The organism is Rhizobacter sp., from assembly GCF_032229685.1.
In the GTDB taxonomy this organism is placed as follows: domain Bacteria; phylum Pseudomonadota; class Gammaproteobacteria; order Burkholderiales; family Burkholderiaceae_C; genus LMDS01.
Window position 1 is genome coordinate 524,781 of record NZ_JAVTWP010000031.1, and the last position, 26,604, is coordinate 551,384.

General features: G+C 67.0%; 28 protein-coding genes. 23 read left to right on the forward strand and 5 right to left on the reverse strand.

What is annotated here, in order from left to right:
• Window positions 1–19: 19 nt before the first annotated feature.
• The 5 genes from AC30PD_RS14165 to AC30PD_RS14185 form a co-directional block, all read right to left on the reverse strand.
• On the reverse strand, window positions 20–1,450 hold the full coding sequence (locus AC30PD_RS14165) for an MmgE/PrpD family protein (protein WP_489536282.1): 1,431 nt from the start codon (window positions 1,448–1,450) through the stop codon (window positions 20–22).
• Window position 1,451: 1 nt separating this feature from the next.
• On the reverse strand, window positions 1,452–2,213 hold the full coding sequence (locus AC30PD_RS14170; RefSeq protein WP_448169708.1) for an enoyl-CoA hydratase-related protein: 762 nt from the start codon (window positions 2,211–2,213) through the stop codon (window positions 1,452–1,454).
• Window positions 2,210–3,055: an IclR family transcriptional regulator gene (locus AC30PD_RS14175; protein WP_489536283.1), complete on the reverse strand. Its 846-nt coding sequence runs from the start codon at window positions 3,053–3,055 to the stop codon at window positions 2,210–2,212. The genes AC30PD_RS14170 and AC30PD_RS14175 overlap by 4 nt, the downstream gene beginning before the upstream one ends.
• A gap of 192 nt (window positions 3,056–3,247) precedes the next feature.
• Window positions 3,248–4,468: an NAD(P)/FAD-dependent oxidoreductase gene (locus AC30PD_RS14180; protein ID WP_489536284.1), complete on the reverse strand. Its 1,221-nt coding sequence runs from the start codon at window positions 4,466–4,468 to the stop codon at window positions 3,248–3,250.
• A 23-nt stretch (window positions 4,469–4,491) separates the two neighbouring features.
• Window positions 4,492–5,199: a GntR family transcriptional regulator gene (locus tag AC30PD_RS14185; RefSeq protein ID WP_489536285.1), complete on the reverse strand. Its 708-nt coding sequence runs from the start codon at window positions 5,197–5,199 to the stop codon at window positions 4,492–4,494.
• Between the two features lie 244 nt (window positions 5,200–5,443).
• On the opposite strand from AC30PD_RS14185, the gene AC30PD_RS14190 reads away from it, so the two are divergent.
• From AC30PD_RS14190 to AC30PD_RS14300, 23 genes are all read left to right on the forward strand, one after another.
• The gene (locus AC30PD_RS14190) at window positions 5,444–6,283 is read left to right on the forward strand and encodes an alpha/beta fold hydrolase (RefSeq protein ID WP_489536286.1); all 840 of its coding nucleotides are present in this window, start codon (window positions 5,444–5,446) and stop codon (window positions 6,281–6,283) included.
• Between the two features lie 31 nt (window positions 6,284–6,314).
• Window positions 6,315–6,713 (forward strand): 2Fe-2S iron-sulfur cluster-binding protein, encoded by a 399-nt coding sequence (locus AC30PD_RS14195; RefSeq protein WP_489536348.1) that lies wholly within the window; start codon window positions 6,315–6,317, stop codon window positions 6,711–6,713.
• Between the two features lies 1 nt (window position 6,714).
• Window positions 6,715–7,659 (forward strand): catechol 2,3-dioxygenase, encoded by a 945-nt coding sequence (locus AC30PD_RS14200; protein ID WP_489536287.1) that lies wholly within the window; start codon window positions 6,715–6,717, stop codon window positions 7,657–7,659.
• Between the two features lie 10 nt (window positions 7,660–7,669).
• Window positions 7,670–8,452, forward strand: a complete 783-nt coding sequence (dmpE, locus tag AC30PD_RS14205; RefSeq protein ID WP_489536288.1) for a 2-oxopent-4-enoate hydratase — start codon at window positions 7,670–7,672, stop codon at window positions 8,450–8,452.
• A gap of 19 nt (window positions 8,453–8,471) precedes the next feature.
• Window positions 8,472–9,383, forward strand: a complete 912-nt coding sequence (locus tag AC30PD_RS14210) for an acetaldehyde dehydrogenase (acetylating) (RefSeq protein WP_489536289.1) — start codon at window positions 8,472–8,474, stop codon at window positions 9,381–9,383.
• Window positions 9,384–9,408: 25 nt separating this feature from the next.
• Entirely contained in the window at window positions 9,409–10,452 is a 1,044-nt protein-coding gene (gene dmpG / locus AC30PD_RS14215) for a 4-hydroxy-2-oxovalerate aldolase (protein ID WP_489536290.1), read from the forward strand.
• Between the two features lie 10 nt (window positions 10,453–10,462).
• The gene (gene dmpH / locus AC30PD_RS14220) at window positions 10,463–11,251 is read left to right on the forward strand and encodes a 2-oxo-3-hexenedioate decarboxylase (RefSeq protein WP_489536291.1); all 789 of its coding nucleotides are present in this window, start codon (window positions 10,463–10,465) and stop codon (window positions 11,249–11,251) included.
• Window positions 11,252–11,266: 15 nt separating this feature from the next.
• The gene (gene thmT, locus AC30PD_RS14225; RefSeq protein WP_489536292.1) at window positions 11,267–11,458 is read left to right on the forward strand and encodes a 2-hydroxymuconate tautomerase; all 192 of its coding nucleotides are present in this window, start codon (window positions 11,267–11,269) and stop codon (window positions 11,456–11,458) included.
• A gap of 70 nt (window positions 11,459–11,528) precedes the next feature.
• Window positions 11,529–12,809: an aromatic ring-hydroxylating oxygenase subunit alpha gene (locus AC30PD_RS14230; protein WP_489536293.1), complete on the forward strand. Its 1,281-nt coding sequence runs from the start codon at window positions 11,529–11,531 to the stop codon at window positions 12,807–12,809.
• Between the two features lie 85 nt (window positions 12,810–12,894).
• On the forward strand, window positions 12,895–13,428 hold the full coding sequence (locus tag AC30PD_RS14235) for an aromatic-ring-hydroxylating dioxygenase subunit beta (protein WP_448169695.1): 534 nt from the start codon (window positions 12,895–12,897) through the stop codon (window positions 13,426–13,428).
• Complete coding sequence (locus AC30PD_RS14240; protein ID WP_489536294.1) at window positions 13,428–14,627, forward strand: thiolase C-terminal domain-containing protein; 1,200 nt, start codon at window positions 13,428–13,430, stop codon at window positions 14,625–14,627. Before AC30PD_RS14235 ends, AC30PD_RS14240 begins: the two co-directional genes overlap by 1 nt.
• A gap of 24 nt (window positions 14,628–14,651) precedes the next feature.
• Window positions 14,652–15,050 carry a Zn-ribbon domain-containing OB-fold protein gene (locus AC30PD_RS14245; RefSeq protein WP_489536295.1) on the forward strand — a complete coding sequence of 133 codons (399 nt, stop codon included), beginning with the start codon at window positions 14,652–14,654 and terminating at the stop codon, window positions 15,048–15,050.
• An 18-nt stretch (window positions 15,051–15,068) separates the two neighbouring features.
• Entirely contained in the window at window positions 15,069–16,649 is a 1,581-nt protein-coding gene (locus AC30PD_RS14250; protein WP_489536296.1) for a class I adenylate-forming enzyme family protein, read from the forward strand.
• Between the two features lie 34 nt (window positions 16,650–16,683).
• Window positions 16,684–17,850: an ABC transporter substrate-binding protein gene (locus AC30PD_RS14255; protein ID WP_489536297.1), complete on the forward strand. Its 1,167-nt coding sequence runs from the start codon at window positions 16,684–16,686 to the stop codon at window positions 17,848–17,850.
• 78 nt (window positions 17,851–17,928) lie between these two features.
• Window positions 17,929–19,092 (forward strand): ABC transporter substrate-binding protein, encoded by a 1,164-nt coding sequence (locus AC30PD_RS14260; RefSeq protein WP_489536298.1) that lies wholly within the window; start codon window positions 17,929–17,931, stop codon window positions 19,090–19,092.
• Between the two features lie 8 nt (window positions 19,093–19,100).
• Complete coding sequence (locus AC30PD_RS14265) at window positions 19,101–19,976, forward strand: branched-chain amino acid ABC transporter permease (RefSeq protein WP_489536299.1); 876 nt, start codon at window positions 19,101–19,103, stop codon at window positions 19,974–19,976.
• Window positions 19,977–20,987, forward strand: a complete 1,011-nt coding sequence (locus AC30PD_RS14270; RefSeq protein ID WP_489536300.1) for a branched-chain amino acid ABC transporter permease — start codon at window positions 19,977–19,979, stop codon at window positions 20,985–20,987.
• A complete protein-coding gene (locus AC30PD_RS14275) occupies window positions 20,984–21,790 on the forward strand; it encodes an ABC transporter ATP-binding protein (protein WP_489536301.1) in 807 nt (268 codons plus the stop codon). Before AC30PD_RS14270 ends, AC30PD_RS14275 begins: the two co-directional genes overlap by 4 nt.
• A gap of 52 nt (window positions 21,791–21,842) precedes the next feature.
• Entirely contained in the window at window positions 21,843–22,571 is a 729-nt protein-coding gene (locus AC30PD_RS14280) for an ABC transporter ATP-binding protein (RefSeq protein ID WP_448174280.1), read from the forward strand.
• Window positions 22,568–23,449, forward strand: a complete 882-nt coding sequence (locus tag AC30PD_RS14285) for an alpha/beta fold hydrolase (RefSeq protein WP_489536302.1) — start codon at window positions 22,568–22,570, stop codon at window positions 23,447–23,449. The genes AC30PD_RS14280 and AC30PD_RS14285 overlap by 4 nt, the downstream gene beginning before the upstream one ends.
• A gap of 34 nt (window positions 23,450–23,483) precedes the next feature.
• Window positions 23,484–24,686: an aromatic ring-hydroxylating oxygenase subunit alpha gene (locus AC30PD_RS14290; RefSeq protein ID WP_489536303.1), complete on the forward strand. Its 1,203-nt coding sequence runs from the start codon at window positions 23,484–23,486 to the stop codon at window positions 24,684–24,686.
• Window positions 24,683–25,165: an aromatic-ring-hydroxylating dioxygenase subunit beta gene (locus tag AC30PD_RS14295; protein WP_489536304.1), complete on the forward strand. Its 483-nt coding sequence runs from the start codon at window positions 24,683–24,685 to the stop codon at window positions 25,163–25,165. The genes AC30PD_RS14290 and AC30PD_RS14295 overlap by 4 nt, the downstream gene beginning before the upstream one ends.
• Before the next feature lie 212 nt (window positions 25,166–25,377).
• A complete protein-coding gene (locus AC30PD_RS14300; protein ID WP_489536305.1) occupies window positions 25,378–26,574 on the forward strand; it encodes an ABC transporter substrate-binding protein in 1,197 nt (398 codons plus the stop codon).
• Window positions 26,575–26,604: the final 30 nt, after the last annotated feature.

Genomic DNA, 26,604 nt, shown 5'->3' on the forward strand with positions numbered 1-26,604 from the left:
TGAAAACGGCTGCGGCGGCTCAATGCCGCTGCGTGCGCGGCGGCTGGCACGCCAGCAGGCCGGCGAGCGGCGAGAGGTCGGGCAACTCGTCGAGCCGCTCGATCAGTTCCAGCACCTCGTCGCAGGATTGCTCGTCGAGCAAGGGGCGGGTGAGGCTGCGGAATTTCGCCTCGAGCCGTTGCTGCTGTGCTGCCAGGTCGGTGACGGGAATGCCGCTGTCGTGGCGCTGCCGCACGCGAGGCCCGGCGACTGTCTCGATCTCGACTTCGGCCTGGGTCAGGGCGCTGCACTCGCGCGCCAGTTCGACGTGCACGCGCTCGCGCAGTCCGCCCAGCGCCGCATCGTTGGTTGCACTGTCGCTGTAGCTGGCCATGTCGGCGGTGTCGACGCCGGCGAGCACCATCGCTACCGTGTGCCGAAGGCTGAACTTGGCCTCCAGGCCGGTGCGCGGCGCGGCGATGTTGCACACGCCGTCGCTGCTGGCCGGCGCACGCACGATGATGCGCCGCACGTCGGACGAGGTCAGCCGATGCTGCTCGCAGAGCTGGCGCGTCGCCTCGATCGCGGCGTGCGTGCCGTAGCACGCGGCGTGGTACTTGAACAGGTTGTTGCGCAGGTGCAGGCCGTTCGCCGGCCGCTGCAGCGCGGCCCCGGGGTCGAAGTCAGGCCCGTGGGTGGCCGCAAAACCTTGCAGGGCCTCGATCGCGTCGTTGCGGCTGGTGAAGCCCCGCGCGGCGAGCTGAGCCGCCATGATGCCGTCGGCGCTGGCGCGGCCGGCGTGCAGCGGTTTGCACATCGTGCCGAACATGGCCTTCAGGCCCGCCGCCTCGGTGGCCGCGATGCCCAGCGCCGTGGCCGTATCGTCGGCATCGAGCTGCAGCAGACGTGCGCAGGCCGCTGCCGCGCCAAAGGTGCCGATCGTGCCGGTGGCATGGAACCCGCGCGCGTAGTGGCCGGGCGAGACCGCCGCGCCGATGCGGCACAGCGTCTCGTAGCCGGCGACGAACGCGGTCATGAAGTCCGCGCCACTCGCCCCGCGGGCCTCGGCGAGCGCGAGCAAGGCCGGTACCAGCACGACCGTGGGGTGCCCGGTGAACGACATGTTGACGTCGTCGTAGTCGAGCGCGTGCGAAGCCGCGCCGTTGACCAGCGCGGCCTGGCGACAGCTGGTGGCGAAACCGTGGCCGACCACGGTGGCGTGCGCGAAGCCGCCCTGTTCGCGGGCTTCCTCGGCCAGCATGTGGGTCAGTGGCTCCTGGGCCCCGGCCAACGTGACCGCGATCCAGTCGAGCAGGCACTGGCGCACCAGCGTGCGGGCGTCGGCGGGCAGATCGTCGAAGGTCCAGGCGGCATTCTGGGCCGCCAGCGCGCTCGTCAGTTGCACGGTGCGTGGCTCGGGCTTGCAAGCGGCCATCCTCGCGCTGCGGATCGGTGTGGTGCGAATCATCATGTCATCGTCCTTTCCATTGCGGCTTGCGCTTCTCGCGAAACGAGCGCGGTCCTTCGAGCGCGTCTTCACTGAGGTAAACGGCGTCGAACGCACGGTGCGACGCGCGCAGCGCAGCCGTGCGACCCATTTCGGTGGCCATGCGAACCATTTCCTTGGCGCCGCGCACGGTCAGCGGGGCGTTCACCGTGATGCGGGCGGCGAGTTCGCGCGCGCCCTGCAGCGCCTGCCCCTTGGGCATGACGCGGTTCACGTAGCCGAGCTCGTAGGCGCGCTGTGCCGTCAGCGGGTCGCAGGTCATCGCCACTTCCATCAGGATGCGCTGCGGCAGCATGTGGATCACCGGCGAGGCCCAGGGCATGCCACGGCCGACCCGGCCTTCGGTGATCGCGAACTTGGCCGTCTCGTCGGCGACGCAAAGGTCGCACATCTGGGCCAGCAGCCAGCCTCCGGCGTAGGCATAGCCCTGCACGGCGGCGATCACGGGTTTGGTGACCTCGACGTTGTCGCCGAGCACCGGCATGAAGTTCTTCGGCGGAATGCGCAGCACCGTGTCGGCGGCCTCGACCAGGTCCATGCCGGCGCAGAAGGTGTCGCCGGCACCGGTGAGGATCGCCACCTGGGCGGACTCATCGGCCTCGAAGCGCGGCCAGACCTCGAAGAAGGCCTGGCGCACGGCACGGTTCAGAGCATTCTTGCGCTCCGGCCGGTTGATGGTGATGACGGCTACGCCGTCGCTCACTTCATAAAGCAGTTCGTTGCTCATTTCTTTCCAGCGGTTCGTTGAGAGGAGGGTGCCGGCCCGATGCGGTGGCCGAGCGCCCGTGACAGTTGAGAAGCAGCATCGATCGCGATGCCCGTCATTCGTTCGGCCGCGGCGCGGCCGCGCTCGATGGGCGCGGCCACGATCACCGCGGCATTGACCTGACCGTTCGGATCAAAGATCGGTGCCGCAAAGCCCGCGACGTCGGGCGTCACTTCGCCGAAGGTCGATGCGTAACCCGCGACGCGGGTACGGTCGAGGGCCCGCTCCAGCTGCCGGCGATCGGTGACCGTCTTGTCCGTCAGCGCGCGCAGGTCGGCGCTCTTGAGGTAGTCGCGGCGCCAGGCGTCGTCCTGGAACGCCAGCAGCACCCGGCCGGCCGCTGCGGCGTAGAGGGGGCGCGTGGTTCCGACAGGCACGGTGTAGCGGACCGGCTTGTGGCTCTCGATGATCTGCGTGTAGGTCAGGCGGCCGGCGGCCCGGTCGATGACGGCGAGCAGGATCGTCTCACCGGACTGGGCGCGCGCATCGAGCAGGTAGGGCGTGGCCACGATGGCCAGCGACCGTGCCGCCACGAGTGCCGCACCGAGGACGAATGATTCCGGCCCGAGCCGGTACACCGTGTCGTGGCGCTGCAGGTAGCCTTCTGCAGCGAGACCACGCAGCAGGGAGTGCACGCTGGTCTTGGGCGCGCCGAGCTGGACCATGAACTCCGCCAGCGTCAGGCCATCCGGCTCATCGGCGAGCAAGCGCAACGCGCGCAGCACGCGGCCCAGCGCCATGGGTGCAGCGTCGCTGTGCGACAAAGCGGCTTCCGGCTGGAAGGATGCCAGCGAGGGCTGCACGGTGACTTGTCTCCTAGGCGTTCTGATATCGGAACAGTCGTTCCGTACTTTGTATCAGCCTAGCCGGCGTTCCCGGGTGCGTCAAGCGAAGGAACCCGGGTGGACGATCAATCCGGTGAGGTGCCCGCAGACTTGGGCAGTTCGGCGCTCCCGGCGCGTCGAAGCACGCGAGCCACCAGACGCCGATTCACATCACGCGGGTTGAACTCCATGGGCTTCGGTCTTCGGCGGCGCAAGCAGTTTGCGCAGGTCCGTACCGGGGTCGGCGAGCGCGGCGCGGTCCGGCAGCGCCACAGTGCCGAGCAGGCGCTTGAGCGACGAGAATTCGCGCACGTTGTTCATGCAGGTCACGCCGACCGCGCGGCCCCGGTGCAACTGGATCAGCGAAAACTTGGCGCCCGGCACGGCTTCGCCGCGCACGATCTCCTCGTCGCCGTTCGACACACCCGCCACTTGGAGCCGCAGATCGTATTGGTCCGACCAATACCAGGGGATGTCGGCGTAGGGCGCCGCCGTGGGGTCCAGCAAGGTGCGCGCCGCGGCCTGCCCCTGGTTCTGGGCGTTCGACCAGGTCTCGATGCGCTCGAAGCGCCCGCTGATCGGGTTGCGCTGGCGCGTGACGTCACCGATGGCGTAGACGCCGGGGCAGGTCGTGCGGCCGAGGCGGTCGACGAAGATGCCGTCGTCGCAGGCAATGTCGGCGGCGCGCGCCAGTTCATCGTTGGCGACAACGCCGATGCCCACAACCACCAGATCGGCTTCCACCCGGGCGCCGTCGTCGAGCACGACCGCGGAACCGTCGAAGCCCATCACCTGACGACCCAGGCGGATGTCCACGCCATGGTCGAGGTGCGACCGTGCGACCACCTTGGCGAGGGTTTCCGAAGCGCAGCGGTTCATCAGCCGATCGAGGGCTTCGATCACGGTGACCGAGGCGCCGAGGCCGCGCGCGGTGGCCGCCAGTTCGAGGCCGATCACGCCGCCGCCGACCACCACCAAACGGGCGCCAGGCGCGAGCTTGGCGCGAATGCGCTGCGCGTCGTCCAGGGTGCGCAGCGTGATGACGGGCATCGGCGCATCTTGCAGCGTCGGCAGACGGCGGGGCGTTGCGCCGGTGGCGAACACCAGGGCGCTGTAGCCGAGCCTGCGATCGTCGGCCAACAGCACTTCGCGCCGCTGCGTATCCACCTTGCACGCCGGCGTGCCACGCAGCCATTCGACATCGGGCGCGCGGCTCAGATCGAGACGGATCTTGTCGGCGACACCTTCGCGCTGGAATTCCTTGGACAGGGGTGGACGGTCGTACGGCGGCTCGACTTCGTCGCTGACGACGACAATGCCATCCTTGAACCCGCCTGTGCGCAAGGCGCAGGCGAACGACACGGCAGCCAAGCCGCCGCCCAACACGACCACGGGGCCGTGCAGCTCAGCGTTGATCATTTGAGCAGGCCGGCCTTGCGGATCACTGTGAGCGCCCGGTGCACGTGCGCCGTCAGCACAGCACCGGCGAGGTCGGCATTGCGCGTCATCACCGCATCGAAGATCGCCCGATGCTCGTCGTGCACCTCGACAGGCGGCGGCCCCTTGATGGCCGAGACGCGCCGATAACGTTCGGACTGCTGGTACAGCAAGCTGCGAAACTTGAGCATCCAGCGCGACCTGCAGGCTCCCACCAGCGCTTCGTGGAACTGGCGGTTGCAGCCCTCCCAGTCGTCGAACGCGCCCTTGGGGTCCACACGCAATCGCTGCTCGGCCAACGACAGCTTGTGAAACGCGCTGACGACACTCGCTTCCCAGTCATCCTTGCCGAGTGCGATGCTTTCGCGTACCGCCTCGCATTCGAGCAGAACGCGCATGCGCGTCAGGTCTTCGAGGTCGGCAAGCGACATCGGCGCCACGCGAAAACCGCGCTGGCCTTGCGCCACGACGAGGGAATCGGACACCAGAAGCGCCAGCGCCTCGCGAAGCGTTCCGGCACTGACCTGGTAGCTCGCCTTCAGGTGCTCGACGCGCAGCTTTTGCCCGGCCTGATGGCTCCCGTCGATGATGTCCCGCCGCAGCTGGCGATACGCCGTTTCGATCAGCGTGCGCGGTTCCTCGGCGGCTTCACGGGCTTCCAAAACATCAGCGTCGGCGAGGGACATGGCGGGCGAGCCTGCTCGGGTGGGTTGTATGGGACCGAAGTATCCATGATCCTATCAACGAAAATCTCGATGAATTAACGGGTTTACGCTATATGCAAACATATTCCCCGTTTGCAAGAATCTCGATATTCAATCGCAGTGCCCTCGGGACCTCGCGGCAGCGGAGTCGTTCGGCAGAGTTTTGCAAGTTCCGGTGGCGGCAGCGGGCCGCCCGAGTTGCTTCCCTTTTTTTGATCGGATCGCGATGACCACACCTCAGTCTCCGGAGATCGGCAAGAGCATTGTCGCGGCCGGCTTGCGCACCAACTACCACGATGTTGGCCGTGGCTTTCCGGTGCTGATGATCCACGGGTCCGGTCCCGGTGTCAGTGCTTACGCGAACTGGCGCCTGGTCATGCCCGAGCTGGCCAAAGACCGGCGTGTCATCGCGCCCGACATGGCGGGGTTCGGATTCACCGACCGCCCAGCCGGCGCGACCTATACGATGGACGGCTGGATCGCGCAGGCAGTCGGGCTGATCGACACCCTCGACCTGGCGCAAGTCGATCTGGTGGGCAACTCGTTCGGCGGAGCGTTGTCGCTTGCGCTTGCGATCCGCCACCCCGAGCGGGTCCGCCGCCTCGTGCTGATGGGTGCCGCCGGTGTGAACTTCGAGCTGACCCCCGCGCTCGACGCGATCTGGGGCTACACGCCGTCGTTCGAGAACATGCGCAAGGTCATGGACTGGTTTGCCTACGACCGCAATCTGGTCAGCGACGAGCTGGCGCAGCTGCGCTACGAGGCGAGCAATCGCCCGGGCTTCCAGGAGTCGTATGCCGCGATGTTTCCGGCGCCGCGGCAGCGCTGGGTCGAGTCGCTGGCCAGCAGCGACGAAGACATTCGCAAGCTGCCGCACGAGACCCTGATCATCCACGGCCGCGAGGACCAGGTCCTGCCGCTGTCGAATTCGATCCGGCTGTCGCAGCTGATCCTGCGCTCGCAGCTCCATGTGTACGGCCGCTGCGGGCACTGGACCCAGATCGAGCACGCGCAGCGCTTCGCCCAACTCGTTGGCAATTTCCTGGCCGAGGCCGACGCTGCCTGAGCGCGCGATGGACTCGACAAAGTCAGTGTCGATGGCTGCATTGCCGGCCGCTGCTGCATGCCGGCACCTCGTTCGTCTCAGGCAGACCGGGGAGTCGTATGACTGCACCGAGTCGGAGACGCTGCTGCAGGGCATGGTGAGGCTTGGCCGCAAGGGCATCCCCGTGGGCTGTGTGAATGGCGGCTGCGGAGTCTGCAAGATCAGCGTGTGCGTCGGCAGCGTGCGAAAGGTGGGCGCGATGAGCCGGGCCCACGTGTCGGCCGAGGAAGAGGCGCGCGGAGTCTGCCTGGCCTGCCGCGTGTCACCGCTCCAAGGCGTCGAGGTCGAGGTGGTGGGCAAGATGCAGAAGGCGCTGGGCTTTCAGTGGGGTGCTGGCGCTTCGTCCCGAAGCGAGCCGGCAGGCGAAACGAATCAATCGAAGGAGACATGAAATGACTGTGATGAGAATCGGGCATGTCAGCATCAAGGTGATGGACGTGGCTGCCGCCGTGAAGCACTACGAGAACGTGCTGGGCATGAAGACGACGATGGAAGACAAGCACGGCAACGTGTACCTGAAGTGCTGGGACGAGTGGGACAAGTACTCCGTGATACTGACCCCGTCCGACCAGGCGGGCTTCAATCATGTGGCCTACAAGGTCAAGAGCGACGCCGATCTCGATGTGCTGAAGCTCAAGATCGAAGCCGGCGGCATCAAGACCAAGATGCTGCGCGAAGGCACGTTGCCCTCGACCGGCCGGATGCTGCAGTTCACGTTGCCCAGCGGGCACGACATGCGGCTGTATGCCATGAAGGAATGCGTCGGCACCGAGGTCGGCTCCATCAACCCGGACCCCTGGCCCGATGGCCTCAAGGGGGCCGGCGCGCACTGGCTCGATCACATTCTGCTGATGTGCCCGTTCGATCCGGGCCAAGGCATCAACAAGGTGGCCGAGAACACCAAGTTCTTCATGGACGTGCTCGGCTTCTTCCAGACCGAGCAGATCACCGTGGGCCCGGGCGGCGCGTTCCAGCTGGCCTCGTTCGTTTCGTGCTCGAGCAAGCCGCACGACATCGCCTTCGTCGGCGGTCCGACACCCGGCCTGCACCACATCTCGTTCTTCCTCGACTCGTGGCACGACATCCTCAAGGCCGGCGACGTCATGGCCAAGAACAAGGTGCGCATCGACATCGCGCCCACGCGCCACGGCATCACGCGCGGCGAGACGATCTACTTCTTCGACCCCAGCGGCAACCGCAACGAGACCTTTGCCGGGCTGGGCTACCAGGCTCAGCCTGACCGGCCCGTGACCACATGGACCGAGGAAGAAGTGGGGCGCGGAATCTTCTACCACACGGGTGTGCTGCCAAGCTCATTCACCGAGGTCTACACCTGAGCAGCAGACCATGGACCAGCCCCTCATCGAAGCCCTCGGCGACGAGCTCTACGCGGCCTTGCGCGGCTGCAGCGTCGTCGAGCCGCTGACGAACCGGCACGCCGACATCAGCATCGCCGACGCCTACCTCGTCCAGCAGCGCATGCTGGCGCGGCGCCTGGAGGCCGGCGAGCGCGTGGTCGGCAAGAAGATCGGCGTGACCAGCGCCGCGGTGATGAACATGCTGGGCGTGTTCCAGCCCGACTTCGGCTACATGCTCGACGGCATGATCGTGGCGCAGGGCGAATCGATCGCCATGTCCACGCTGATCCAGCCCAAGGCCGAAGGCGAGATCGCGTTCATCCTCAAGCGCGACCTGATGGGCCCGGGGCTGAGCAACGCCGACGTGCTGGCGGCCACCGAATGCGTGATGCCGTGCTTCGAGATCGTCGACTCGCGCATCCGCGACTGGAAGATCAAGATCCAGGACACGGTGGCCGACAACGCGTCCTGCGGTGTGTTCGTGCTCGGCGACAACGCCGTCGACCCGAGGCGCGTCGACCTGTCGACCTGCGGCATGGTGCTCGAGAAGAACGGCGAGATCATCGCCACCGGCGCCGGCGCCGCAGCCCTCGGCTCGCCGGTCAACGCGGTGGCGTGGCTGGCCAACACGCTGGGCCGCCTGGGCATTCCGCTGAAGGCCGGCGAAGTCATCCTGTCGGGTGCGCTGGCCGCGATGTTCCCGGCCCAGGCCGGCGACAACTTCCGCGTCACGATCGGCGGCCTCGGCGGCTGCTCGGTGCGCTTCCACTGAAACCGCGAGAACCCTTGCCATGAAGAAGATCAAGTGCGCCCTGATCGGGCCCGGCAACATCGGCACCGACCTGCTGGCCAAGTTGCAGCGCAGCGCGGTGCTCGAGCCGGTGTGGATGGTGGGCATCGACCCCGAGTCGGATGGCCTGAAGCGGGCCCGCGAGATGGGCATCAAGACCACCGCCGATGGCGTGGACGGCCTGCTGCCGCATGTCAAGGCCGACGGCGTGCAGATCGCGTTCGACGCCACCAGCGCCTACGTGCATGCCGAGAACTCGCGCAAGCTCAACGCGCTCGGCGTGATGATGATCGACCTGACGCCGGCCGCGATCGGCCCGTTCTGCGTGCCCCCGGTGAACCTGAAGGAGCACGTCGGCAAACGCGAGATGAACGTCAACATGGTCACCTGCGGCGGGCAGGCGACGATCCCGATGGTCGCCGCGGTGAGCCGCGTGCAGGCGGTCGCCTACGGCGAGATCGTCGCCACCGTGTCGAGCCGCTCGGCCGGCCCGGGCACGCGCAAGAACATCGACGAATTCACCCGCACCACGGCGGGCGCGATCGAGAAGGTCGGCGGCGCGACGAAGGGCAAGGCCATCATCATCATCAACCCGGCCGAGCCGCCGCTGATCATGCGCGACACGGTGCACTGCCTGACCGAGACCGAGCCCGATCAGCCGAAGATCACCGCGTCGATCCACGCGATGATCAAGGAAGTGCAGAAGTACGTGCCCGGCTACAAGCTCGTCAACGGCCCGGTGTTCGACGGCAAGCGCGTCTCGATCTTCCTCGAGGTCGAGGGCCTGGGCGACTACCTGCCGAAGTACGCCGGCAACCTCGACATCATGACGGCCGCGGCCGCGCGCACTGCCGAGATGTTTGCCGAGGCGATGCTTGCCGGCAAGCTCACGCTCGAAGCCGTTGCCGCCTGAACCGCCCCTCCAAGGAGAACACGACATGACGCTCAAGGGCAAAAAGATCACGGTGCACGACATGACGCTGCGCGACGGCATGCACCCCAAGCGCCACCAGATGACGCTGGCGCAGATGCAGAGCATCGCCAGCGGGCTGGACGCCGCCGGCGTGCCGCTGATCGAAGTCACGCACGGCGACGGCCTGGGCGGCAGCTCGGTCAACTACGGCTTTCCCGCGCACACCGACGAGGAATACCTCGGCACCGTGATCCCGCTGATGAAGCAGGCCAAGGTCTCGGCGCTGCTGATCCCCGGCATCGGCACCGTCGATCACCTGCAGATGGCCAAGGAGATCGGCGTGCACACGATCCGTGTGGCCACCCACTGCACCGAGGCCGATGTCTCCGAGCAGCACATCACGATGGCGCGCAAGCTCGAGATGGACACCGTCGGGTTCCTCATGATGGCGCACATGCACGGCCCCGAAGGCCTGGTCAAGCAGGCCAGGCTGATGGAAGGCTACGGCGCCAACTGCATCTACGTCACCGACTCGGCCGGCTACATGCTACCCGACGACGTCAAGGCGCGTCTGGGTGCGGTGCGCCAGGCGCTCAGGCCCGAGACCGAACTCGGCTTCCACGGCCACCACAACCTGGCGATGGGCATCGCCAATTCGCTGGCGGCGATCGAGGTCGGTGCCAACCGCATCGATGCGGCTGCCGCCGGGCTGGGCGCCGGCGCCGGCAACACGCCGATGGAAGTGTTCGTCGCTGTGTGCGACCGCATGGGCATCGCCACCGGCGTCGACGTGTTCAAGATCCAGGACGTGGCCGAAGATCTGGTGGTGCCGATCATGGACCACGTCATCCGCATCGACCGCGACTCGTTGACGCTCGGTTATGCCGGCGTCTACTCCAGCTTCCTGCTGTTCGCCAAGCGCGCCGGCCAGAAGTACGGCATCCCGGCCCGCGACCTGCTGGTCGAGCTCGGGCGGCGCGGCATGGTCGGGGGCCAGGAAGACATGATCGAGGACACCGCGATGACCATGGCGCGCGAGCGCGCCGGCGCCTCGCGGCAGGCGGCCTGAGGGAGCGCTGATGGCACTCGACCGCGACACCATCGCCGGCCTCGCCGAGCACCTCGAGCGCTGCCAGCTCGAGGCGCGCGACACGCCCAAGATCACCGACGAACACCCCGGCATGGACTGGGAAGACGCCTACGCGATCCAGGACGCGATCCTGCAGCGCAAGCTCGGGCGCGGCGCGCGCGTCGTCGGCTACAAGGCCGGGCTCACGTCCTACGCCAAGATGAAGCAGATGGGCGTCAGCGAGCCGGTGTTCGGCTTCCTCGTCGACGAATTCACCGTGCCCGAGGGCGGCGCGGTCAAGGTCAGCGAGCTGATCCACCCCAAGGTCGAGCCCGAGATCTGCTTTGTCACGAAGACGGCGCTGAAGGGCCCGGGCTGCCACATCGGCATGGTGCTGGCGGCCTGCGACTTCGTGCTGCCCGGCATCGAGGTCATCGACAGCCGCTACCGCGATTTCAAGTTCGACGCCAAGAGCGTGATCGCCGACAACACTTCGGCTGTGCGCTTCGTGGTCGGCGGGCGCATCGCCAGCGCGCAAGACCTGGACCTGCGCACGCTGGGCATCGTGCTGGAGAAGAACGGCGTGCCGGTGGCCTTCGGTGCGGGCGCGGCGGTGGTGGGCCACCCGGCGGCGGCGGTGGCGATGCTGGTCAACCACCTGGCCACGCGTGACCAGGAACTGCCGGCCGGCAGCCTGGTGCTGTCGGGTGGCATCACCGAGGCGGTGGCGGTGCAGGCGGGCGACAGCGTCACGCTGAAGATGCAGCACCTGGGCAGCGTCGGCATCCGGTTCGTCTGACGTCAGGAACCCCACATGCCGTTCGCTCAGATCTACATGCTCGAAGGCCGCACCGAGGAGCAAAAGCGCGCTGTGATCGAGAAGGTCACCCAGGCGCTGCACGAAGCCATCGGCGCGCCGAAGGAAAACGTGCGCGTCTGGATCCACGACGTGCCAAAGACCAACTGGGGCATCGCCGGGCAAACCGCCAAGGATCTCGGGCGCTGAGGCCGGGTCTGCCACGGGTCGCCCGACATCTGACCTAACTAACGTTAGCTAATTGAGAGCTTCAAGAATCATGACATCTCAAACCATCAACTTCGTCCGCAAACCGCTCGACATCGCTGCATTGATCGAGGACGAGCGGGTCCACGGCAGCCTGTACACCGACGAATCCATCTTCGAACTCGAGATGACGAAGATCTTCTACGGCGGCTGGGTCTTCGTCGGGCACGACTCTGAAGTGCCGCAAGTCGGCGAATACGTTCGGCGCACCATCGGCCGCGAAGAGGTGCTGATGGTGCGCCAGCGCGACGCCTCGGTGGCGGTGCTGGTGAATCGCTGCGCGCATCGCGGCAACATGCTCTGCGTGGCCAAGCACGGCAAGGAGAAGTACTTCACCTGCGCCTACCACGGCTGGGTCTACGACCTGGCGGGCAACCTGAAAGACGTGCCCTACCCGGGCGGTTTCGCCAAAGAGAAGTCGGAGCTCGGCATGAAGACGCTGCGCACCGAACAGTACCGTGGCTTCGTGTTCGCGACCTTCAACGCCGCAATTCCGCCACTGCTCGATCACCTCGGGCGCGCCAAGATCCTGATCGACCGCGCCTGCGACATGTCGCCGACCGGCCGCATCAAGCTCACCGCGGGCTGGACCAAGCAGCGCTTCGAATCGAACTGGAAGATGCTGCCGGAGAACGACACCGACGGTTACCACGTCAATGACGTTCACAGTTCGTTCGCGCAGGTGATCAACTCGCAGTACGACTCCGCGGTCATCGCCGGCGAAGACACGCTCCTGTCGGAAACCAAGGCCTGGGGCAATGGCCACACCGAGCTCTACTTCTCGCCGACCTACACCCAGAATCTGACCTGGCTCAATACCTCGGCCGACCGCTTCCCCGAATACCAGGCCATGATGAAGCAGGCCCACGGCGACGAGAAGGGCGGGCGCATTCTGCGCGATGGCCCGCCGCACGCGGCGATCTTCCCGAACCTGTTTCTCGGCGAGATGAACATCGTGTTCTTCGAGCCGATCAGCGCCCACGAGTGCGTGCACTGGCACACCCCGATGCTGCTCGATGGCGCACCCGACGAGATCAACCAGCGGATCATCCGCAACTCCGAAGCGGCGATGGGCCCATCGGCCTTCCTTCTTGCCGACGACAGCGTGATCTCCGAGCGGCAGCAGATGGCGTTGCGCGACCGTGCCGGCTGGATGGACCTGTCACGCGGCCTGAACCGCGAGCATGTCGACGCGATGGGTGTGACCGTGGGGCACGTGACCGACGAGTGCACCAACCGCGGCTTGTGGCAGCACTACAAGAAGATCATGACGGCGCCACCATCGGCCACCTGATCGCGGGTCGGCCTTGCCCGACCTCGCTCGAACAAGGTCACCGTTCAGACAATTCGCCCGCATGGTTCGGGCACAAGGAGATTTGATGACATCCACCACGGATGCTGCTGGCACCGTCAAGCCGGCCGCCATTGGTGCGGACGAACACCGCGAGATCTGCGACTTCCTGTACATGGAGGCGCGCCTCGCCGACGAGTCGCGCTACCTCGAATGGGAAGCCCTCGTCGATGAGGACATGATGTACTGGGTGCCGCGCGGCGAGGGCGACTACGACATGAACAAGCATGTCTCGATCACCGCCGACAACCGCTCGCGGCTGCGCACGCGCATTGCTCAACTCGCCACCGGCAAGCGCCACTCGCAGCTGCCGGTCTCGCGACTGCGCCGCGTGGTGAGCAACATCGAAATCTCGCGCCACGAGGCAGGCGGCTGGCGCGTGCTGTCGAACTTCGTGCTCTACGAACTGCGGCGCTCCTCGACCGGCAAGATCGAGGTCTGGCCCGGCCGGGTCGAGCACCATCTGCGTCGCAAGCCGGACGGCTCGCTCCTCATGTTCTTCAAGAAGGTGATGCTGATCCACGGCGACGAGGCCGTGCCGAGCCTGGCATTCATCATCTGATGCGTGCCATGGTCAGCGCAGCGACGAAGAAGCCCCGTGCCCGTGCCGCGATCACCGGCCTGGGCTTCAGCGCCATGTCGCGCCAGCCGATCGGCACGATCCGCGAACTGGCGGCGACCGCGATCACGGCAGCTGCCGCCGATGCCGGCTTGCGCTTGAAAGACATCGACGGCCTGCTGCTCAACAAGAGCCCGACCGCGGCCACCGACGAGTTGCCGCTGCGCCTGCACAACGACCTCGGGATGCGCGACCTGGCGCTGCTGGCGGCGATGGACTCCGAAGGCTCCACCGCCGTGCAGATGGTGCAATACGCCGCGCTCGCGGTCGAGGCCGGGCTGGCCAAGTCGGTGGTCTGCGTCTTCGCCGACACGCCGCTGAAAGGCAAGGGCGGCGGTGACACCTTCGCGATGGCGATGCCGCTGTCGGGCATCGAGAGCTGGGAGGCGCGCCAGGGCTTCTTCGGCGCCAGCGCCGGTTATGCGCTGGCGGCGCGCCGCCACATGGCGCTGTTCGGCACCACGCACGAGCAGCTCGGCGCCTACGCGCTGGCCTGTCGCCAGTGGGCGGCGCTGAACCCGCAGGCCTTCCTGCGCAAGCCGCTGACGATGGCCGACTACCTCGCTTCGCCGTTCGTCGTCGAGCCGTTCCGGGTGCTCGACTGCTGCTTCCCGGTCAATGGTGCGATCGCACTGGTGGTGACATCGGTCGAGCGCGCGGCCGATGCGCCCCAGCCCGCGACCTACATCCACGGCATGGGCCAGGGCCACCGCGGCCGATCGGGCCTGCGCGGCGACGAGGCCGAGGTCGACACCGGCGCCACGCAGGCCGGCAAGACCGCCTACCGCAGCGCCGGTGTCACGGCACGCGACGTGACACAGGCGCAGTTCTACGACGCGTTTTCCTACGTCGGCCTGCTCAGTCTCGAAGGCTACGGCCTGTGCCGGCGCGGCGCCGGCGGCGCCTTCGTCGCGCGCGGCCACACCGCGCCCGGCGGCAAGCTGCCGGTCAACACCGGCGGCGGGCATCTGTCGGGCTTCTATCTGCAGGGCGTGACGCCGCTGTCCGAGGCGGTGATCCAGGCGCGCGGTGCCGGCGGTGAACGCCAGGTGAACAACGGGCTGATCCTGGTCAGCGGCAACGGCGGCTGCCTGGACTACCACGCCTGCCTGCTGGTCAGCCCGAAGAAGCGCCTGAACTGATCGTCAAGGTTGAAGGAATTCCCGATGGATCAGGTTTTCATGCATCGCTACGACGACGAGTTCCTTGCCGGGATCGCGGTCAAGGAGTTGCGCATCGCGGTCGACCGCCGCAGCGGCGCCGCGCTCGGGTATCACGAGCGCGCCTGGTGTGCGCGCGATGGCGCCGGCGTGGCCTGGAAGCGCGCCAGCGGCCGTGCCGTGCTCTTGTCGTACACGGTCACGCGCCGGCCGTATTCCCCCGACTTCCCGGTGCCACTGGTGCATGGGCTGGTCGAGCTCGAAGAGGGGCCGCGGCTGATCTGCCGCATCGTCGGAACGGCGCCCGAGGCGGTGACCGCCGGCATGGCGCTGAAGGCCGACTACGACGACAAGGGCCTGGTGTTCCGGCGCGCGCGCAACGTGGCCCGCGCCAAACACGCTTGAACGAAGGAGACGAACACGATGCTGCCCAGAGACATGGTCAGGCGCTGCGGGCGCAACTACCCTGACAACACCGCCTACCTGTGCGGTGAGCGCAGTGCCACCTGGCAACAGATGGACCGGCGCTCGGACCGCTTCGGCGTGGCCCTGCAGAAGCTCGGGCACCGCAGCGGCGAGACCGTCGCGATCCTGACCTTCGAGACGATCGAGGTCTACGAGCACTTCTTCGCGTGCATGAAGATCGGCGCGCCACGTGTCGGCCTGAACACGCAGTATCCGTGGCCGGAGATGGTCCACGTCCTGAAGGACAGCGAGGCACGCTACCTCCTGGTGCATGCGCGCTGCAAGCAACTGGTGGCCGAGCACCTGGCCGAGATCGCCGCGCTCGGCATCACGCTGATCGGCTACGGCGCCGGGCACGGCATGCCGCTCGACTACGAGCAACTGTTGGCCGATGCGCACGGCGAGCCCGCCTGGCCCGCACTGAACGGCGACGACCTGCTGCTGATCAGCTACACCTCAGGCACCACCGGCGTGCCCAAGGGCGTGATGCTGACGCAGGAGGGCGGTGCCAACTGCATCCTGCACTCGTTGATCTCGTTCGGCTTCGCACGCGACGATGTCTGGTACGTGCCGGCGTCGTCGGCATGGGTCGTCGTGATGATGGGCGTGTTCGGCATCGGCAATGCGATGACGGTGGCGATCCCCGACGGCGCATTCCAGATCCAGAGCTTCCTGCAGGAAGTTGGGCGCTTCAAGGTCACGGTCGGCCTGCTCGTGCCGACGATGTTGCAGCGTGCGATCGCCGAGGTTCAGGCCAACCCGGTCTACAACCTGTCGTCGCTGCGCCTGATGATGTACGGTTCGTCGCCGGCCACGCCGAAGCTGATCCGCGACGCGAAGGCGACCTTCAAGGTCGCGCTGATCCAGACCTACGCAATGACCGAGGCCACCGGCGGCTGGATCAGCTACCTCACCAACGCCGACCACGACAAGGCGCTGCGCGACGAACCCGGGCTGCTCAAATCGGTCGGCAAGATCGGCGTGCACTACGACTGCTCGATCCGCGACGACCAGGGCCAGCCGCTGCCGGTCGGCGAGGCCGGCGAGATCTGGCTGCGCGGCAACACCCTGATGAAGGGCTACCGCAACCTGCCGAAGGCCACCGCCGAGGCCCTCACCGACGGCTGGCTGCGGACCAACGACATCGGGCGCCTGGACGAGCGTGGCTACCTGTACCTGATGGACCGCCAGAAGTTCATGATCATCACCGGCGCCGTCAACGTCTTCCCGACCTCGGTTGAAGCGGTGCTGGTCGAGCACCCGGCGGTCGAGGAGGTCGCGGTCGTCGGTGTGCCGCACCCGGAATGGGGCGAGGCGGTTGTCGCCGTCGTCGTGCGCCGGGCCGCCCACGCCACCGCGACGGCGGCGGACATCACCGGCTTCTGCGACGGCCGTCTGAGCCGTCCAGAGACCCCCAAGCACGTCGTGTTCGTGGCGGAACTACCGAAGACCACGAACGCGAAAGTGAAGAAGAACGAGCTGAAGAATTGGCTCAGCAGCGAGCCGGGGCTGGTGCCCTGGACCACGACCGTCGAATGACGCCCGAAATCTCCTCCCGAACCACGAGACATCCATGACGAAGTTCCTGAAGAAGTTCAGCCACCTGGCCGCCGCCGCGCTGGCGGTTGCCGTCAGCCTGACCACCCCGCCGGCCCTGGCCCAAGGCAAGCCACCGCTGAAGATCGGCGCCTTCCTGTCGGTCACCGGACCGGCCGCCTACCTCGGCTCGGGTGCGATGAAGACGGTGGAGATGTACGTCGACTCGATCAACGCGGCCGGCGGGATCGACGGCCGCAAGCTCGAGCTGGTGCGCTACGACGACGAAACCGACCCGGCGCGTGCCAACACGCTGGTCAAGCGCATGCTCGACAACGACGGCGTGCACGTGCTGATCGGCGGCTCGACCACCGGCACGACGATGTCGGCCGCGCCGCTGGTCGAACGCGCCGGCGTGCCGATGCTGTCGCTGGCCGGCGGCACGGTGATCATCGACCCGGTCAAGAAGTTCGTCTTCAAGATGAACCAGACCGACGCGATGGCGATCACGCGGCTTTACGAGCACATGCTCAAGAACAAGATCACGACCATCGGCGTGATCGCCGGCACCGATGCCTTCGGCAGGGCCTGCCTGGGCGCGGCGCAGAAGCTCGCGCCGGAGAAGGGCGTGAAGATCGCGCGGGAGGAATCCTTCAACGTGAAGGACACCGACATGACCGCGCAGCTCACCAACCTGCGCCAGGCCCCGGGTGTGCAGGCGATCCTGAACTGCGGCTTCGGCGAGCCGGCGGTGATCCTGACCAAGAACTACAAGCAACTGGGCATCACGTTGCCGCACTACGGCACGCACGCACTCGCGTCCGACACCTTCGTCAAGCTGGCCGGTGCCGCGGCCGACGACATGGTGATGACCAACGGGCCGATCCTGGTCTGGGACCAGCTGCCCGCCAGCGACCCGCTGCAGGGTGTGGTGCAAGCCTACGTGAAGGCCTACCAGACCAAGCACGGCGAAGCGCCGTCGTACTTCGCCGGCAATGCGCACGACGCGATGCTGGCGATCCGCGAGGCCGTGCAGCGCGCCGGCAGCATCGAGCCCGGCAAGCTGCGCGACGCGCTCGAGGCGAGTTCGTTCAAGGGCGTGACCGGGCCGTTCCAGATGAGCCCGACCGACCACGTCGGTCTCACCGCCGCATCGCTGCGCATCGTGCAGGTCAAGGGCGGGCGCTGGAAGCTGGTGGAGTGACGACGCCCATTTAGCCCGCGACGGATCGCGGCGATGCCGGCGCCAGAGCCGGCGCTTCAGTTCCCAAGGACATCTTCCATGCGTAAACGTCAATTCCACGCCAGCTGGCTGCTGACCCTTGCCGCGATCGGCGTGTTCCTCGCCGCGCCGGTATTGGCACAGACCAAGCCGCCCCTGCGCATCGGCGGGTGCTTCTCGGTCACCGGCCCGGCCGCCTATGCCGGTGCCGGCGCGATGAAGACGGTCGAGATGCTGGTGGAGAGCACCAACGCCGCGGGCGGCGTCGACGGCCGCAGGATCGAGTTCGTCGGCTACGACGACGAGTCCGATGCGGCGCGTGCCAACACCCTGGTCAAGCGCCTCATCGACAACGACAAGGTCCAGGTCATCATCGGCTGCTCGCTGACGGGGCCGACGCTGGCGGCGATCCCGCTGGTCGAGCGGGCCGGCATCCCGATGGTGTCGATGGGTGCGGGTGCGGCGATCGTCGACCCCGTGAAGAAGTTCGTGTTCAAGACCATCCAGACCGATTCGATGGTGGTCAGCCGGCTCTTCAATCACATGACCGGGCGCGGCCTCAAGAGCATCGGCATCATCGCGGGCACCGACGCGTTCGGCCGCTCGTGCCTGGCCGCCGCGCAGAAACTCGCGCCGGCCAACGGCATCAAGATCCTGCGCGACGAGTCGTACAACCCGAAAGACACCGACATGACGGTGCAGCTGACCAAGCTGCGCCAGGAGCCGGGCCTGCAGGCGATCCTGAACTGCGGTTTCGGCGAGCCGGCGATCATTGCCACCAAGAACTACAAGCAGCTCGGCATCACGTTGCCCCACTACGGCACCCACGGGCTTGCGTCGAACGACTTCGTCCGGCTCGCCGGCGGCGCGGCCGAAGACATGGTGATGGCCAACGTGGCCATCCTGGTGTGGGAGCAGCTGCCGACGACCGATCCGCAGCAGCCTGTGGTGCAGGCTTACGTCAAGACGTATCGCGCCAAGTTCAACGAAGACCCGTCGTTCTTCGCCGGCACCGCGTACGACGCCTTCGTCGCGGTGCGTGAGGCGGTGCGGCGCGGCGGCAGCATCGATCCGGCCAGGATCCGCGACGCGATCGAGACCGGCAACGACTTCGTCGGCGTGACCGGGCGCTTCCGCATGAGCGAGAGCGACCACGTCGGCCTGAACGCCGAGTCGCTGCGCATCATCCAGGTCAAGAACGGCCGCTGGAAATTGCTGGAGTGACCCACTCGATGGACGCGGCCTTCATCCAGTTCCTGTCCTCGGGCCTGACCGAGGGTGCCCGCTATGCGCTGGTGGCACTGGGGTTCACGCTGATCTTCAACGCCAGCGGGGCGCTCAACTTTTCGCAGGGCGAATCCGTCATGCTCGGCGGCATGACAACCGCAGTGTTGCTGCAGTCCCAGGTGCCGCTGGGCATTGCGATGCTGTTGGCGGTGGCGGTGGTGCTTTGCGTGTCGCTGCTGCTGCAGTTCCTGTTCACCCACACGCTGCGGCGTTCCGGCGTGCTGCAGGTGATCATCCTGACGGTTGCTTTCGGCATCATGCTGCGCGGGGTGGCGCACGTGCTGTGGGGCACGCAGACGCGCTCGATCCCGTCTTTCAGCGGCGGCGATCCGATCCGCATCGGCGGCGCCAGCATCCTGCCGCAGGCCGTCTGGGTGATCGGCGTCACGGTGGTCGTGCTCGCGGCGCTGGCCTGGTTCTTCCGCAGCAGCCGAATCGGTCGCGGCTTCGTCGCCGCATCGCTCGACCCGGTCACCGCGCAGCTGGTCGGCATCGACGTCAAGCGCGTGCTGCTGCTCGCTTTTGCGCTGTCCGGCGTGCTCGGCGCGGTCGCTGGCATCGTCACCACGCCGATCACCTACACCTACTATGACGTCGGCGTGATGGTCGGTCTGAAGGCGATCATCGCTGCCATCATCGGCGGCATGGGCAGCCCGCTGGGCGCGGTGCTCGGCGGTTTCGCGATCGGCCTGGCCGAAGCGATGACCGCGGGCTACATCTCGTCGGCCTACAAGGACGCGGTGCCGTTCGTGATGATCGTGCTGCTGTTCATGGTCAGGCCCAACGGTCTGTTCGGCAAGCCTCGTGTGGAGCGTGTCTGAATGACCAGCAACTCTTCGTCGACCGCTGTGGCGGCCCTGCCCGTGGTGCCGCCGGTGGCGCGCCGCCGATGGCGCCGCGCCTTGGTGCTGGCGGCCGTGCTCGTGCTCGCCGCGTTGATGCCGGTGCTGGTGCCGAACCCGTTCTACCTGGCCGTGGCCAATCTGGTGCTGATCAACGCCGCGGTCGCGGTGTCGCTCACCTTGCTGATTGGCACCACCGGCCAGCTGAGCCTGGGACACGCGGCGTTCTTCGCCAGCGGGGCCTACCTGTCGGCCCATCTGTCGGTCGCACGCGGCTGGCCGGTGCTGCTGGCGCTGCCGTGTGCCGTGTTGGGCAGCACGCTGCTGGCCTGGGCGGTGGGCCGCTTGTTCCTGAAACTCTCGGGCTACTACCTGGCGGTCGCCACGCTGGGCATCGGCCTGCTGCTGGGCATCGTGCTGCGCAACGAGCAGCAGTTCAGCGGCGGCCCGGACGGCATGTCGGTCGGCCCGCTCCAGATCGGCCGCCACGTGCTGCGTGGCGACGCGGCCTGGTACTGGTTGCTGCTCCTGGTGCTGGCACTCGTGGTCGGCGCGGCGCTGAACCTGATGCGCTCGCCAGCCGGGCGCGCGCTGCGTGCGCTGCACGACGCCGAGATCGCGGCCACGACGATGGGGGTGGACGTGCGCAGCTACAAGGTGCGCATCTTCGTCCTGTCGGGCGCGATCGCCGGCCTGATGGGCGCGCTCTACGCCCACTACGCGGGCTTCATCACGCCGGCTTCGGCGTCGTTCGTGCATTCGGTGCAGTTCCTGATGATGGCCGTGATCGGCGGCATCGGCTCGATCGGCGGCGCGGTGCTGGGTGCGGCGATCGTCACGCTGCTGCCCAACCTGCTGGCGGGCGCGGCCGAGTACGAGACCCTCGTGGTGGGTGGCGGGCTGTTCGCCGCGGTGCTGTTCATGCCGCGCGGCATCGTGCCGACACTGCGGGATCGCTGGCGCGCACGCCGCGCCGGAGCGCACGCATGAGCAGCCTCGGATCGCAGTCGCCGGCGGCGCCCACCGGGGCCGCCGAGATCGTGAGCGTCGAAGCCTTGCACAAGGACTTCGGCGGGCCGAAGGTGCTTGAAGACGTGACCTTCTCGCTGACGCGCGGCCAGGTGCATTCCTTGATCGGGCCCAATGGTGCCGGCAAGACCACGCTGCTCAACATCGTCAGCTGCCTGTACCGGCCGAGCGCGGGAAGGGTGCTCATCGAAGGGCGCGACCTGGCGGCGCTGGCGCCGCACGAACTGGCGCCGCTGGGCGTGGCGCGCACGTTCCAGAACCTGAAGATCTGCCGCAACATGACCGTGCTCGAAAACGTGCTGCTCGGCGCCCACGTCGGCTTGCAGGGCGGATTGTGGGCGGGCATCTTCCGCCCCGCGTCGCTGGTGCGGCGTGACGACGAGCTCGGTGAGCGCGCGCGCCGGCTGATCGCGATGGTCGGGCTGGATGTCCTGCCCGAGACGATGCCCGATGCCTTGTCGTACGGTGCGCTCAAGCGCCTCGAACTGGCCCGCGCGCTGATGAACGAGCCGACGCTGCTGCTGCTCGACGAACCGGCGGCCGGCTTGAACCCGCGCGAGAAGCTCGAGATGGGGCGGCTCATCGAGCGGCTCGCTTCGCAGCGCATCACGGTCGTGCTGATCGAGCACGACATGAAGCTGGTGATGGGCGTGTCCGACCACGTCGTGGTGCTGAACTACGGCCGCCGCATCGCCGAAGGCACACCACGCGAGGTGGCGCGCGACCCGGACGTGATCGCCGCCTACCTCGGCACCCGCCACTGAAAGCGAATCGATGCCTGCCACTGCTGCCCCTTCACCGTCCGCCGGACAGCCGCTGTTGCGCGTGAGCGCGGTCGACAGCTGGTACGGCCACATCCAGTGCCTGCACGGCGTGAGCCTGGAGGTGCTGCCCGGCCAGCTGGTGGCGCTGGTCGGCAGCAACGGCGCCGGCAAGACCACGCTGCTGAAGACGATCTCCGGGCTGCAACCCGCGCGCCATGGCAGCGTCGAGTTCGACGGCCGCGCGCTGGGTGACTTGCCGGCATACCGCCGCGTCGGCCTCGGAATTGCGCACTGCCCGGAAGGGCGCTGCGTGTTCGGCGACCTGTCGGTCGACGAGAACCTGCGCCTGGGCGGGCAGACCCGATCGGCGGCGGACGTGGAACGTGGTCTGCAGCGCATGTACACGATGTTCCCGGTGCTCGCAGACAAGCGCGCGCAGATGTCGGGCCTGTTGTCCGGTGGGCAGCAGCAGATGCTGGCGATCGGCCGCGCGCTGATGAGCCAGCCGCGCCTGCTGCTGCTCGACGAACCGTCGATGGGGCTGGCGCCGCTGATCGTCGAGGAGGTGTTTTCGATCATCGCCGGGCTGCGCCGCGAGGGCATGACGATCCTGCTGGTCGAACAGAACGCACACGAGGCGCTGCCGCTGGCCGACCGTGCCTACGTGCTGGAAAGCGGGCGTGTCGTGCACAGCGGCGCCGGGGCCGACTTGATGAACGATCCGATGGTGCGCGAGGCCTACCTGGGGCTCGGCGTCGAACCCCTGGAGACAGCGCCATGAGTCTGTGGCTGGACCTGCTCGGCGCCACGGTGCGCTACGTCGAGACGCCGAGCTTCGGCAACATCCGCATCGTCGAGGCCGGCGCCGGCAAGCCCGAGGCGCTGTTTCTGATGCACGGCATCGGCGGCCACCTCGAGGCCTATGCGAAGAACGTGCTGGCCCTGTCGGCCCACTACCACGTCGTCGCCTTCGACTTCGTCGGCCACGGCTTGTCGGCCAAGCCGCTCGACATCGACTACCTGCCCGCCACCTATGCGCGCCAGCTCGGCGAACTCATGGACGCCTTGGGCATCGCGCGCGCGCACATCTCGGGCGAGTCGCTGGGTGGCTGGGTCGCCGGCACGTTCGCGGTGATGTGTCCGTTTCGCGTCAAGCGCCTGATTCTCAACACGACCGGCGGCATCCCGATCGTCAGCGAGAAGGGCCGGCGCGACCTGCAGAACCTGGAAGAACTCAGCCGCAGGAATGTCGGCCAGGTGCCGACGATCGAGACGGTGCGCAGGCGCATGCAGTGGCTGATGCATGAGTCCAACTGGCCCTTGCTCGACGACGAACTCGTCGGCTCGCGGCTGGCGATCTACCTGCGGCCCGACTTCCAGCAGGCCGCGCCGAAGGTGCTCGCGCTGCTGAAGTCGGCCGATTCCGGCGCGGGTGCGCCGGTGATGATCGAACTCGGCAGGCTGGCCTGCGACACGCTGTTCCTCTGGACGCGGTTCAACCCGATTCACGACCTCGAGGCCGCGACCGCAGCCTGCGCGCAGGTGCCCGGCGGGCAACTCCACGTGGTCCGTGCCGATGCGGCGCACTGGCCGCAGTACGAGGCGCCGGCCGAGTTCAACACGGTCGTTCATCAGTTTCTGCAGACCGGCAAGGTCTGATCGTCACCTGCTGTCCCACCCTGGAGGTATCGACATGCACACCCCTGACCATGACAACGTTCGCACCCAGCCGCTGATCTGGTCCGACCGGATCAGCCAAGTGCCGAAGGAGGTGTTCGTCAGCGAGCCGCTGTTCGAACAGGAGCTCAAGACCATCTACTACGGTGACTGCTGGCACCCGGTGGCCCACGCGGGCGAGCTGCCCGAAGTCGGGGACTTCAAGACCTTCGACCTCGGCCGCATGCCCTTGCTGATTGCGCGCGGCAAGGACCGCGAGCTGCGCGTGTTCCTGAACAGCTGCACCCACCGCGGCACGCAGGTGGAAACCGCGACCTGCGGCAACCGTCCGGAGTTCGAGTGCCCCTACCACCGCTGGCTGTTCGCACTCGAGGGCGACCTGGTCGGCTGCCCGGGCTCGAAGGAATTCGCGCCCGATTTCGACAAGAAGAATTTCGGCCTCAAGCAGCTGCGCACCGCCGAGTACCTGGGCCTGCTGTTCGTCACCCTGGGCGAGGCCACGCCGCCGCTGGACGAGTGGCTGGGCGAGAGCATGCGTTCGACACTGCGGGTGGTGCTGGCTGGCGACGGGCGGCTGAAGCTGCTCGGCTACCAGAAGGTGCGTTACGCGGTCAACTGGAAGGCCTACAACGACAACGACGGCTTCCACGCGCCGCTGCTGCACACCGGCTTTCGGCTGCTGAACTGGCAGGGCGGGCAGGGCGCCCAGTTCATGACGCCGAACGGCCACATCGCGATCGAGGCACAGCTCAAGCCGATCCAGAGCAGCGGCTTTCTGAAGGACCCCTCGTTGATCGAGTTCAAGGGCCAGAACCCGGAAAAGGGATCGTGCGTGGTCGAGCTGTTCCCGGTGAGCGTGCTCGTCAAGCACCTCGACGTCATCAACCTGCGCTTCGCGATCGCGCGCAGCCACGACGTGACCGAAGTGCACTACGCCTACTTTTCGCATGCCGACGACGACGAGGCGATGGTGCGCCACCGATTGCGCCAGTCGTCCAACCTGCTCGGGCCCTGCGGCATGGTCAGCATGGAAGACGCGGCGATCTTCCAGCGCATCCACATCGGCAGTTTCACGCCCGGGTACGCGGAGTTCCAGAAGGGCGTCACCGGCGGCAAGGAGCCGTCGTTCGACGTCAAGCAGAACGACGAGACCGGTCAGCTGCCGAAGTGGGAGTACTACCGCAAGCTGATGGGTTTCAAGCGGGAGGCTGAAGCATGAACGCCGACACCCTGAACGCGATCGACGCCGTGCAGACCCGGCACATCGCCGCGCTCGACGCGCAAGACATGGCCGGCTGGCTCGCGACCTTCTCGACCGACCCGGCGGCGTCGTACATCTGCATCTCGGCCGAGAACGAGCAGCGCGGCCTGTCCATCGCGCTGATGCTCGACGACAGCCGTGCGCGGCTGGAGGACCGCGTGTCCATCGTCACCAAGGTCTGGGCCGGCACCTACCAGGCCTACCGCACGCGCCACTTCTTCCAGCGCCTGGAGTGCCGCGAGGCGGCCCCCGGCCGCTTCGAGGTGATGTCGAACTTCTCGATCGCGATGACCCCGGAAGGTGGCGTCTCGACCCTGCTGACCACCGGCGTCTACCGCGACCTGATCGAGGTGTCGCCGGCCGGGGCCTTGCTTCGGCAGCGACGCGCCGTCTACGACGCCGATACCTTGCCGCGCTACGTCGTCTTCCCGTTCTGATGCCCTGCTGACGGGCGGGAGCCGCCTGCGCGGAAAATCTCGGTTTTTGTAGTGGTTACCGATAATAGACGTTATCTCGTAGATTCTGGACACTGACGTGCGCATCGAGGTTCGTCCGCTGTGGCGTACACCGCTGAAAACAGGCTGATCTGTTTGTTTCATCGCGACGACCGACCATCCACATACGGCCCCGGGCCACCAAGGAGACAAAGATGACCGCTTTCAACCGCTCCGCCATCGCTGCCGCGCTGGCCATCGCCTGTGCCGTTCCGCTTCCTGCTGCCGCTCAGGGCAAGGATCTCAAGGTGGGCTTGCTGCTGCCGTTCTCCCAAGTCTTCGCGGCGTACGGCGAGGCCGTCAAGGAAGGCTTCGACCTGGCGATCGAAGAGGCCGGCGGCCAAGCGGCCGGACGGAAGATCGTCGTCCTGAAGGAAGACAACAAGGAAGACCCGAAGGTCACGCTGCAGCTGGTGCGGCGCTACACGAAGGACGAGAACGTCGATTTCATGGTGGGACCGATCGCGTCCCACGTGGTCGCCGCGATCCGCGACGAGGTCGACCGCTCCAAGACCTTCCTGCTCGTGGCCAACGCCGGCAACAACGAGGTGACCGGCAAGAACTGCAGTCCCTACATCGTGCGCACCTCGTTCTCGAACTGGCAGGTGAACCATTCGATGGGCCAGTACGCGGCGGAGAACCTGGGCAAATCGGCGCTCACCGTGGCTTCCAACTACGATTCGGGGCGCGAGCAGGCCGGCGCGTTCAAGGAAGGCTTTATGCAGAAAGGCGGCAAGGCGCCGCTGGAAGAGTGGCCGGCCTTGGGCACGGCGGACTTCACGCCGATCATCACCAACATCCGCGCCAAGCAGGCCGACATCGACATGGTCTGGGGGTTTCTGGCCGGCAGCGCGGCCCCCCGTTTCATCACGCAGGTCACCCAGGCCGGCGTGCGCGGCCCGAAGTTGAAGGTGGTCGTGCCGATCTACGGCGCTGACGAACTGTTCTTTCCGGCGATGGGCGATGCCGCCGTCGGCGTGATGGTCAGCGGCCACTACATGGCCAGCCTCGAGACCCCGCGCAACCGCGCGTTCCAGGCGCGCTTCCAGAAGAAGTACGGCAAGGTCGCTCACGTGATGCACGTGCAGGGCTACGACACCGCCAAACTGATGCTCGCGACCGTCGAGGCCCTCAAGGGCGACCTGGGCGACAAGGCCAAGGTCCGCAAGACGCTGACGACCCTGCAGGTCGACAGCCCACGCGGCTACTTCCGGATCGACCCGCGCACCGGCAATGTGGTGCAGAACATCTACATCGGCGAAGTCATCAAGCGCGCCGACGGCACGCTCGGCCACAAGATCCTCAAGACCTACGAACAGGTCGCCGACAAGGGCGAGGGCTGCGCGCTCTGACCCCAGGCTTTCGCCGCACTTTGAACCAGC